This is a genomic window from Leptolyngbya cf. ectocarpi LEGE 11479, assembly GCF_015207065.1.
GTDB classification, from domain to species: domain Bacteria; phylum Cyanobacteriota; class Cyanobacteriia; order Phormidesmidales; family Phormidesmidaceae; genus Leptothoe; species Leptothoe ectocarpi.
Genome location: NZ_JADEXP010000234.1, coordinates 1 through 10,375, shown reverse-complemented (window position 1 = coordinate 10,375; position 10,375 = coordinate 1). Strand labels below are relative to the sequence as shown.

Sequence of the window (10,375 nt, the reverse complement as noted above, 5' to 3'; positions counted from 1 at the left end):
ACGCAGCAGTAAGTAGTACAGCTGCCCACGGGTATTGATCAAGCCCGCCTGCTGTCCTGCTGCTTGTCCTGTACCCACAAAAATATCCACCCGGCCAGGGCCTTGAATCGCCCCCCCAGTGTCTTGATCGAGCACATAGCGATTGACTGGCACCGACTCCCAGCTATCCGCTGCGGTTCGCATGGGCAAGTCTAACGCAATCAACGCCAAAGCCCCCGGCGGCATCAGCGTTTTATCCGTCGCAATGGAGCGCCCTGCCGTCACCGGCACATTCAAATTACCCATGGGCGGAGCGCCCCCCGTTGCCTTAAAAAATACAAACCGATCGTTACGCGGCAAATAACTATCCAGAGCCTCCGGATGCTGCTCAAAATAGTCCATCAGCACCGGCAGAGACAGGTCCTCCTCTGCCACAATGCCATCATCAATCAACGCCCGACCAATGCTGGTGTAGGGGTACTCCGTTCGCCCGGCATAGCCCACCGACATCACCGAACCGTCCGTTAACTGTAAGCGAGCCGACCCCTGAACCTGGACCAAAAACGCTTCCAATCGATCCCGTAGCCAGACTAACTCCAAATCCGCCAGCGGTCCCTGGTCTGCGTTCAATCCATCGGTTCCCTCTAGCTGCTCTCGGGTGGGATGGGGCATAGGCCAAGTATCAAGATCCGGCGGTCGGCGATACAGCGGATAGCGATAGTCTGGCGTAGGTACGGCACTGGCACTGTAGGTTGGCTCAAAATAGCCCGTAAAATCCACCTGACCAGAACCATCACCGCCCACTGAGCGATAAAAATCAAACTCCTGGGCCACCGCTGTCTGCAGCTGCCGAGCTGAATGGCTGGTCGCCACCAGCTGACGAAACCGCACTAAGCTACGCTGCACTCGCCCATGGGGCACCCCCGCTAGCGGATATGTTTCATAGGCCATTACAGCCGCATCAGTCGCCAGGTAGTCCAGACTGTGATCAATCGCCTGGAGCAAAGCAGCACGATCCTGGCCAAACTGAGCGTCGTAGCCTAGACAAACATGATCGACAAACTCAACGTGGCAATTAATCCGCTCCAGTGGGAAGGCCACCGCTGGTAGCGGATGAAACATGACTAAGACTGCGAAGAGCGTCCGCAATCTCCATCGCTGATCAAGCATCACCGTAATCTTGCTAAAACCGCTCAACACTGGAGCTAAACTGCGGTTCTACCCGGAGCGCTACCAAACGAGATGGCCGAATCACCATATATTCCCCAGGATTGATCTCTGGTAGTGGCACCTTAATAAAGTCATCCGATGACGACTTGGGTGTCAGCTCATTGCTGTACCACTTTTGAAAGTCCTGAATCGATGAAAACCTCACTTCCTCATGATGACCGCCATCAAAAAGCATGTGGACAATAAATTCGCTTGGTTTCCTGGGCATATCTGCGCGTCGATTTAATTCATCGCCCTATTATGGACCTCCAACTGACAAAAATTGCATCTAAAAACGATACGAATACTTACGAAATTTCTCCCCGCTCCCTGTACGTTTCACAAATGGCGGTAGAGTTTACCTGTATTTTTGGTCTTGGTCCTGTCCCATAGAGATACTCCTTAAACCCCATGTTGCGTAAAGTTTCCCTAGCCATCGGAGCTATTTTGCTCGTCGGGCTGCTAGCAGTGGGCGGCTGTCAGCTTACCCATCTAAACGCATCCCAGCCCAGTGACAATGCCAAATGGGAGCAAATCGAAGAGCAAACACCTGTTGTCAATGCTGACAAAAAGGTTGTTATTAATGGTGGTGAGTTCAATAAGTTTTTTCCCCAAGCTGATGGGTATGAACGGGTCTACACCCAAGAGAAAGATGGCTTTGCTGAAGCGAAGCTGAAGCAGGATGGCAATACCTTAGCCATGCTATCGGTGTCGGATACGGTCTCTAATCCCAGTGCCACTAACAAATATCAAAACAGCGCTCGCTCCCTGGCAGGCTATCCCCTGGCAGAAGTTGGCAGCACCGCTACCAGCTTGCTTGTAGCCGATCGGCTACAGGTTAAAGTCCTCTCCCGGGATACCGACTTTACGCCAGCTGATCGGGAAGCCTGGCTAGAAAAATTTGATCTGGCTGGTCTTGCCAAGCTCGTCAATTAATGAGGATATCCCCATGAGCAAGTCGATTTATGAACTCGTTAACGAGCTACCTCAAAAAAACCTGACGGTTTTTGCACTGCGCTCCCTTGACAAAATATTGCCGGGGGAATGGGAAAACATAGTGGGCTTTGAAAATACGATTCGCCAAGTGACCGGTGAAAGTGACCCTGCCCTAATTGAGCAAATTGGGGCTCGGGCTATTCAGCTCTATAACGATAAATCAGAAGGATATCAGCGAGCCCTGTGGCTGTATCAAACCATCGACTCGACCGGACGAGCCCTGGGACAGGCGGCCTTGGCAGGTAAGGTGACCGAAAATGTTCCGTTTCTTTCCCTGGTCAATCGCCTCACACCAAAGCCTGAAAAGGCTCAGACTATTGACCTTTGCATGAAGCTAGTCACTGAAATTGTTGCCTTTTGCAAAATCAATGGGATTCCGGGTGATAGCGTCGGTGACTTTGTCAAAGCGCTGGGAGACTATGGCGGTGAGTCCCTAGTCCGGATGGCGGCCCTCGTTTGCTTTGATGGTCTGGTTCCCCTGGGTCCCAACTTTATTAAACACACTGAAACGGTTCTGGGAAATCTCACCCCTAAGGATTTGGACAGTAATCCAGCCTTCAAGGCGATCAAGGAGGCTGTTCCTGGTAATAAAACGGACGATCAGCTCACCTTTATCGGTGCCAGTTTTGAGTCGGTTAAAGGTTGGATGGGTGACTTTGTGGAATCGAAAGGTATTACTCCCCAGAGCGTAGTGGCTAACCTCAAAACCTTTGTGGATGTGGCCGACGATAAAATGGACTATTTTGGTGCCTTTCTAGATATTTCCACCAATTACTACGAGCACACAGGGATCCAAACCCTCTCCCGGCGTCTGGTTGAGCGGGCTGTTGCCGAAATTTAGCTGATACTGTATCTACTCTCTATATTTCTATGGCAATTGTCAAAAATGTTTTGGGTGAAAACTTACAGGTATGCTGTACTGACCCGATGACAGGCTTTTATCGCGATGGTACCTGTAACACTGGACCCAACGATTTGGGCTCCCATGTGGTCTGTGCCCAGGTGACAGAAGAGTTTTTGGCCTATACCAAAGCCCAAGGTAATGACCTGAGCACTCCGATGCCCATGTATCAGTTTCCTGGCCTTAAACCGGGGGACTGTTGGTGTCTGTGTGCGGCTCGCTGGAAAGAAGCTTACGAGGATGGGGTGGCACCCAAAGTTGTGCTGGCAGCAACCCATGAGGCTGCTTTGGGTACAGTTGCTCTCGATATTCTGCAGCAGTACGCCGTGGACTAGGCTGGCTCAGCCGCTATTGCTCTAATCACCACCTCTAATCACCCGCCATTGACAGGCGGGATAAAGACGACTTCATCGCCGTCACTTAAGGGGGTATCGGCCTCCACCATCTGTAGGTTGATGCCAAAGCGTGTTAAGCCTTGCCACTGCTTAAGGTCAGGGTATTCGGTGCAGATGCGATCGCACAGTTCCCCCACCGTTATCCCCTCAGACAGCTCCATCACCCGCTCGGGACATCCCAACGCATCCTGATAGGCAGCAAACAACTTCAAGGTAATCGAGATCATCCATGTTGCCTGGATTTATTTCTTACCTATTCTAAGAGCTACAGGCTTTGAAACATGTGCAATTTCAAAGCGGATTGCTTCAACCCTCGCGTGAATTTACTCCCTTTTAATTCAACGGCGCATTAAACACTGCATTTGCCAGGGTATCGAGCAACATCTTTTCGCGATAGGGCTTGGAGAAATATGCATTCGCCCCTAATTTCATGGCTAGCTGTCGATGCTTATCCCCCGTACGAGACGTCAGCATCGTAATCGGAATATGGGAGCAGCGCTCATGGGATCGCAGTTTTGCTAAGAACCCATAGCCATCTAAACGGGGCATTTCGATGTCACACACAATTGCATTAATAGTCAAACCAGCATCCAGTTTTTCTAGAGCATCCAGACCATCTTTTGCCTGGGTCACACGATAACCTTGTTTCTCTAGGGTGAGGGCCAGCAACCGGCGCACATTGACCGAATCATCTACCACCAAGATCGTTGCTGGCTGCTGTTGACCAGCAGCGGCTGCAGCGGGCTGTAAGTCACTTAGCTTACCGCTGAGCAACGGATTGCCGTACAGGACCGATGCCTCACGGATGTTGGACCCTTCACAACTCAACACCCAACGAATAAATTCCGGCGCATTGAGCAGTGGCACCACTTGTCCATCGCCAAAGATGGTGCAGTTGTTAAACCCTGTAGGCATGGGGACATCCCCTTCCACCCGTCGTAGGGCTACTTCTTGCTCCCCCCAGGAGCGCTCAATCTGTAGGCCAAAGGCTTGTTCGTTATACCGGAAAACCAGGACCGTGGGGATGACAACATTGGGGCTCATCTCCAAACTTTCGATGTGACGCGCACAGTTAAAGGCTAACCACTTACCCATACGGATGAGTCGAATGGGTTGACCATTACGGGTAAACATTTCACGGTCGCCATCTTTGTAAATTTCGTCCTCGGCAACGATGGTTATTTCCTGCAGGTTATCTGTTGGGATGGCCATGGGTAACCGGTTACTCTCGGCCAGTAATACACGGGTTACAGAAAGGGTATAGGGTACTGAGATCGTAAAGGTTGAGCCTTGGCCCGCCTGGGTGGCAACACTAATATCACCGCGAATTTCTTCTAGATTGTTGCGGACCACATCCATGCCCACACCCCGACCAGACAGGGTGGTAACTTGGCTAGCTGTGCTAAAGCCAGGTTCAAAAATCAGTGAGAGCAGATCCGTTTCACTCGCCGTGGCGAGCAACGACTCATCTAATCCCATTTCCTGGGCACGGGCTCGAATTTTATCCAGGGGAATACCTTGCCCATCATCCCGGATGGTAATGATAGTGCGGCTGCTGCGCTGCTGTGCCTGAATGGTAATCGTGCCTTGCTCTGGTTTGCCTGCTGCCTTACGTTTGTCGGGTGTTTCAATCCCATGGTCAAAAGCATTGCGCAGAATATGCATCAAGGGATCGTTCAAAGACTCCAGAATGTTGCGATCAACTAGAGTTTTATCGCCTTCGACCTTCAGCTCTACAGGCTTGCCAAATTCGAGCGACAGCTCACGTAAGGCCCGTGGAAAGCGGTTGGTAATATCCGACAATGGCCGCATCCGTAGCTGGTTAAGATTGCGTTGGAGCTGGCGTGTGGTGCGCTGTAGATTGCGCGACGATTGTTCTGCCGTCTCGACGCTAATCTCAATATCATCAGCAACCTCTCTCAATCTGACAGCCGTTTCCATCATGTCGCGAAACGGCAAATGTCGCTCATCATAGCGATCCATCTCTAAGGAATCAAAACCTGAGGCGGTTCCTGAGACAATAGCCCCATTACCCAAACGTTCAGCCAAAGTCAGCGTAGGCCCAGCAGCAGTAGCACCATTGTGCCCCTGAGCCGCTGGTAGCAGCAGGGGGTTGTCACTGGCTGTTTTGTCATAGGCATCCCGCAGCTCTTCTTCCGACTCTTCTAGGGACCGCAGACGTTCGTGCAGCAGTTTGACCAATGTGCGTAAGCGCTTTACTTCACTGTCAAGACGATGGCGCTCAATGGTCAAGTCACCAAAGTAATCGTTGAGTTCATTGAGCTGTCGTACAGAAACACGTACGGTGGTATCTTGGTCAGCATTGACCGTAGCCTTAGCTTCAGCACTCGACTTACTGGAAAAGTGAAATTCTGTCTGCGCAGCAGCTGTAGTCTGAGCCGTCATCGGCTCGTCCGACTCCACCATCGGTCTCACCGGCTGAGTCACGTCCAATGGGTCTGGCTCAACTGATGAAAAAGTCTCAGCAGCTGGCTCTGTCGGTTGAACTGGCTTGGCTGTAAGGTCTGCAAATTGAGCTTTATCTGCTGATTGGGCAAAGATATCTTGATCCGCTGGAACACTGTTTGCAGCTTGAGCAAAGATATCTTGATCCGCTGGAGCACTTTCTGCCTGGGCCAGAATACTAGCCCAATCCTCGTCTTGAATCTGCTCAGCTGCCGACATATCAGCCCATGCTGGGTCGCCAGTTAGGGGCAAGTCGTTTGCAGAGGCCGGGGGAGTCGTAGATACCTCAAAGCTCAACCCTGATAGGGTGACGGGCAGCTGTCCAACCTGTCCCTCTAGGATGAGGCTTTGGGACTGTCTCCACTCACCTAGGGCCGCTTGAGCAACCTCCATAACCTGGGTATCATCGGCGGCTTGAATGGATTGTTCAACAAAGATACATAGCTCATAAAAAGAGGAAAGCTGCAGCATTTCCCCCAGACCTCCCAGCTCTTGGGCCAGAATCATGACTTCTTCACGGAGCTGGGGGGTATTACTGGCAATAGCTGATTCTAATCGGACAAGACAGCCTTCAACTTCGGTACTAAATAGCACCGGAATAATGTCTTGATTTTCATCCGATGATAGTAATAGATTGGCGTCTTCAGGATCGGCTTCTCCCAAAATCTCGTGCAGCTGATCAAAGACGGGCATGGCTGTATCACTCAGCCATACGTCTTCAGGACCGTTTTGGGTGCGATCGCACTGAATCACCCGACGCAATACATCTACTGCTAACAGCAATAGCCGCTCTAAATTATCATCAATGACTAACCCATCCCGTTGGATCTTGAGCACCTTCAGTGAATCCTCAAGCCGATGGGCAAATTCACTCAGCAGAGTGTATCCCATCATGGCAGCGCCCCCCTTAATAGAGTGGGACGCCCGCAGAGCAGCATTAATATCGTCTTGCAGTACCCCTTTATGGGCTAGATCGAGGAGAGCCCCATCCAGGGTCTGTAGATACTCATCCGCTTCATCTAGAAACTGAAGCTTAATCTCAAGTTCTTTATCAACTGCCATGACCCTGCACCTGTTGCATACCTGCCTTGTGTGACTGCCTACTGATTAACCCAACCTTGACTAACGAACGTAGCCTGCTACCGTCCAAACTAACGACATGCCACTGCCTTGGGTGGACAGAAAGTTCCATTAGCGCCCACTAGTCATCTACTTTAAAGGCAGCCATGGACAGCTCCAGTTCCTTAGCGACGGCCACCGTCTGCTGCAACGCTTCTGAGACGGTCTTAGAAGAACTCGAAGTCCGCTCAGACACCGACGAGATTTCCTGCATCAGCGTAGATACATTGGCAGCCGTTTCCACCTGAGAAACTGTGGCTGCAGAAATTGTCTGCACCAGAGCATCGATTTGTTGAGAAACTTCCACCATGCGGGCCAGGCTCTGTTTTGCTTCATCCACACGCCGTGTTCCCTCTACCACCTGAGAGGTACTGCTTTCAATCGCATCAACCACATCGGCAGTCTCGCGCTGAATGCTATCTACAATCCGCTCAATATCTTGAGTAGCTGCTGCAGAGCGGGCAGCCAGCTCACCCACTTCTTCAGCTACAGCCGCAAAACCTTGCCCTTCCTCACCCGCACGGGCCGCCTCAATACCAGCATTGATAGCCAGCAAATTAGTCTGGGTGGCAATTTGGTTGATCAACGAAACAACCTTTGAAATCTGCTGAGAAGACTCTCCTAACCGTTTTACCTTTTTAGCTGTTTCACCAACGGTTGCTCTTAGATCTAAAATATTCTGCACCGTCAGATCCATAGCCTCTCCACCGGTTTCAGCCGTTTGCGAAGCTTCGCGGGCAACCACAGCTGCCTGCTGGGCTCGATCAGCGGCCTGGGTAATCGCCATGGTCATAGTTTCAACAGAATCTAGCGTTTGAGTTGTCCGCTCCGCCTGTTGTAGGGCATCCTCAGCCAGGGCCTGCATTGCCGCGTCGTTATCGCCCAGGGATGTGTTGACCTGACCGGCCGACATCTTAACCTGAGTCACAATTTGTCGCAGACTTTCAATGATGGCATTAAAGAAGTCAGCCACCGTGCCAATTTCTCCTGCCGAGACATCGGCACGCACAGTCAAATCACCGCGAGCGGCCCCTTCTACATCATCTAGGAGACCGAGAAGTTCCATTTGAAGCGTCTCTTGTCGCTGACGCCGCTCTTCAGACAGGGCCTCTGCCTCCAGCTGAGCCTGCTCTTTCTGATTAAACAGATTGATCTGTTCAACGGCTAATCCGACCTGTAAAGCAGCTTGTCTAAAGAAGCTAACATCTAGCTCACTCCAATCCCGTGGACCTGAGCATTGATGAGCGACCAAGAGTCCAAACAGCTCACCATTTTTTAAAATTGGTGCGACTAAATTGGCCTTAACCTCAAAAGGTTTGAGCTGTCCCAAATGGCATGCGGTTAAACCCGCTTCAAAAACGTTGTTGGTAGCCTGTACACGCCCCTGACGATACCGTTCTACATACCCTGAGGCAAAACAAGGATCGGCGATATTAGCACCTATGGCCGTAGGCCAGCCCATGGCGACAGACTCAAATATAATTTCACCGCTCCAATCTTCGTCAAAACGATAAATCAGCACTCGATCTGTTTCTAACGCCTTGCGAACCTCATTGACAGCGACGCTAAACAGATGCTCCTGGTCAATGTTTTTGCGCAGGTCGCTGGTTAAGCTGGCCAGCTGATTTGCTCGTTGGGCCGCTTGCGCTTGGATACTAGCTTGGTCAATGAGGGTTCCCTCAGACTGGAGCACCTTACTGGTAAGGTCGTTAAAGGCCGTTGCCAGCTGCCCGACTTCATCCCTTGCAAATACCTCCGCTTTTGCCTGCCGGTCTCCCCCAGCAAAGGACTCAGTTGCTTCCTGTAGCCGTCTGAGCGGACTAGCAATGGAACGCCCTAACAGCTGCGCTAAAAAGATATCCGCTAGAATTGCCAGCAGCGCGATTAAAAATTGAATCTTAAGACTTCTATTAATCAGAGCTTGGAGTTTAGCTTCTGATGTACCACGAGCTAAAACAGCAATGGGCTCACCATTGATGTCCTCTAACGTTTTTGCTGACATCGCGTAGGCTTCACCATCAGGCTCCACCAGACGCTGGGAGACAGGTTCCCCCTCTTCTTGTAAGGCCCTTGTTAGCAGTATCTGATCGTAAATCTCTTCACCAATTTCAATTTCATCCTCACCTTCGTCTAGGTCAGCCGATGCAGCCAGGACAAAATTTTCCGAGTCATCAGTTAAATAGACGGCGTTATAACCAGTGCCGAATGCGGTTACACTGCTTTCAACAATGGCTGTTTTGCCGTTGACAACATCTCCAGCAATTAATACGCCAACTAGCTGATCGCCCCTATTTTGAGCAAATACAGGAGTTGCCACGTAGCGAATCAGGGCTTTATCACCATCAGAAGCTAGTTCAACATCTTGACGCTCTAGCTCACTGCGATCAACTAGGCCATTCGCTCTCAGCTGCTGCTTTTCAGAGATTACCCGAGAAACCAACCCATAGGGATTAAATTCCTCTCCAGTTCGATCAGTTTGAGCATTGACGATAATCTTGCCATCCGTACCAATGAGGGTGGCATACTCAATGTTCCGCGCCTCAATTTCCCCTTGCAAAATGTCACGAACTACAGACCGTTGGTCGCTGCTAACCTCCTCAGAATTGTTAGTAATGGCTTCGGCTAGCGTCACAATGGCCGTATTTTCAGACTGGCCGCGAAAGCCAAATCCCATTTCGTTAACTTTGATATTGTATTGAATGTCAGCGATAGCTAATTCGGCTTCAGACTGTTTTAGTAATTGCTGACGGGCACCGCTAATAATCAACAGGGACCCCACGCCGACCAAACCAATCACCGAAATAACTTCTGACGAAATCAAACCGATGAGCTGCTTGCTACTTACTGGTAAGTCATAAAACCACTGCAGCAGCCTGCTACGCCTAGAGACAGCTAGGTTTTCGGGGGCATAGCGCTGCTCACCCTCTTTATAGCGTACTCCCCGATAATATCTGAACTCATCGGGTGCCTTACCCGATGAATCGTCTGACAATGTACTTTTTGGGGCGGATGTAACAACGCCCTGATAGTTATCAGAACGATCGGCCAGCGGTGGCTGAGAGAGTTGGTCTGCTTTGTTCCCTAAGCCATTTTGGTTGCTGTGCATATTGTCTAAAGGGTTCACTGTGCTCCCTTCTAGTACCTGCTCATTGACAGGGGTAGCGTCTTGCTTGGGAATCCCCTCTAATGCGTCGACGTCAGGATTGGGCTCAGCATTTGAGTTTGTACCAACATCCATGGCCATGAGAACTTTCCTTTAGATAGCGTTTCAATAACAGTTCGTGAAATAATCAAAAATGAATAAATATAG

The 10,375-nt window shown here is 50.7% G+C and carries 8 protein-coding genes; 3 read left to right on the top strand and 5 right to left on the bottom strand.

Going from position 1 to position 10,375, the window contains the following annotated elements; all coding sequences use genetic code 11:
• Together mltA and IQ260_RS20805 are read right to left on the bottom strand one after the other, a co-directional pair.
• A partial coding sequence (mltA, locus tag IQ260_RS20810) for a murein transglycosylase A (RefSeq protein WP_228016313.1) occupies positions 1–1,101 on the bottom strand: 1,101 nt, incomplete at its 3' end.
• A 61-nt stretch (positions 1,102–1,162) separates the two neighbouring features.
• A complete protein-coding gene (locus IQ260_RS20805) occupies positions 1,163–1,417 on the bottom strand; it encodes a hypothetical protein (protein WP_193995013.1) in 255 nt (84 codons plus the stop codon).
• Positions 1,418–1,599: 182 nt separating this feature from the next.
• Here IQ260_RS20805 and IQ260_RS20800 point away from each other — a divergent pair, with 182 nt between their 5' ends.
• Genes IQ260_RS20800 through IQ260_RS20790 form a run of 3 tightly spaced genes read left to right on the top strand, consistent with a single transcriptional unit; the run spans position 1,600 to position 3,420 of the window.
• Entirely contained in the window at positions 1,600–2,124 is a 525-nt protein-coding gene (locus IQ260_RS20800; protein ID WP_193995012.1) for a hypothetical protein, read from the top strand.
• Between the two features lie 13 nt (positions 2,125–2,137).
• Positions 2,138–3,025 (top strand): hypothetical protein, encoded by an 888-nt coding sequence (locus IQ260_RS20795; RefSeq protein ID WP_193995011.1) that lies wholly within the window; start codon positions 2,138–2,140, stop codon positions 3,023–3,025.
• 29 nt (positions 3,026–3,054) lie between these two features.
• Entirely contained in the window at positions 3,055–3,420 is a 366-nt protein-coding gene (locus tag IQ260_RS20790) for a DUF2237 family protein (RefSeq protein ID WP_193995010.1), read from the top strand.
• A 38-nt stretch (positions 3,421–3,458) separates the two neighbouring features.
• Here the strand turns inward: IQ260_RS20790 and IQ260_RS20785 are convergent, their stop codons facing one another.
• The 3 genes from IQ260_RS20785 to IQ260_RS20775 all read right to left on the bottom strand — a co-directional run bounded on the left by IQ260_RS20785 (position 3,459) and on the right by IQ260_RS20775 (position 10,309).
• On the bottom strand, positions 3,459–3,707 hold the full coding sequence (locus IQ260_RS20785) for a MoaD/ThiS family protein (protein ID WP_193995009.1): 249 nt from the start codon (positions 3,705–3,707) through the stop codon (positions 3,459–3,461).
• Positions 3,708–3,813: 106 nt separating this feature from the next.
• Positions 3,814–7,008 (bottom strand): hybrid sensor histidine kinase/response regulator, encoded by a 3,195-nt coding sequence (locus tag IQ260_RS20780; RefSeq protein WP_193995008.1) that lies wholly within the window; start codon positions 7,006–7,008, stop codon positions 3,814–3,816.
• A gap of 139 nt (positions 7,009–7,147) precedes the next feature.
• Positions 7,148–10,309, bottom strand: coding sequence for a methyl-accepting chemotaxis protein (locus IQ260_RS20775; protein WP_228016312.1), 3,162 nt, complete (start codon positions 10,307–10,309; stop codon positions 7,148–7,150).
• Positions 10,310–10,375: the final 66 nt, after the last annotated feature.

Excerpts from the sequence above, each read along its gene's own strand:
- IQ260_RS20805 (WP_193995013.1), bottom strand. The coding sequence starts at position 1,417 with ATGCCCAGGAAACCAAGCGAATTTATTGTCCACATGCTTTTTGATGGC.
- IQ260_RS20800 (WP_193995012.1), top strand. The coding sequence starts at position 1,600 with ATGTTGCGTAAAGTTTCCCTAGCCATCGGAGCTATTTTGCTCGTCGGG.
- IQ260_RS20795 (WP_193995011.1), top strand. The coding sequence starts at position 2,138 with ATGAGCAAGTCGATTTATGAACTCGTTAACGAGCTACCTCAAAAAAAC.
- IQ260_RS20790 (WP_193995010.1), top strand. The coding sequence starts at position 3,055 with ATGGCAATTGTCAAAAATGTTTTGGGTGAAAACTTACAGGTATGCTGT.
- IQ260_RS20785 (WP_193995009.1), bottom strand. The coding sequence starts at position 3,707 with ATGATCTCGATTACCTTGAAGTTGTTTGCTGCCTATCAGGATGCGTTG.
- IQ260_RS20780 (WP_193995008.1), bottom strand. The coding sequence starts at position 7,008 with ATGGCAGTTGATAAAGAACTTGAGATTAAGCTTCAGTTTCTAGATGAA.
- IQ260_RS20775 (WP_228016312.1), bottom strand. The coding sequence starts at position 10,309 with ATGGCCATGGATGTTGGTACAAACTCAAATGCTGAGCCCAATCCTGAC.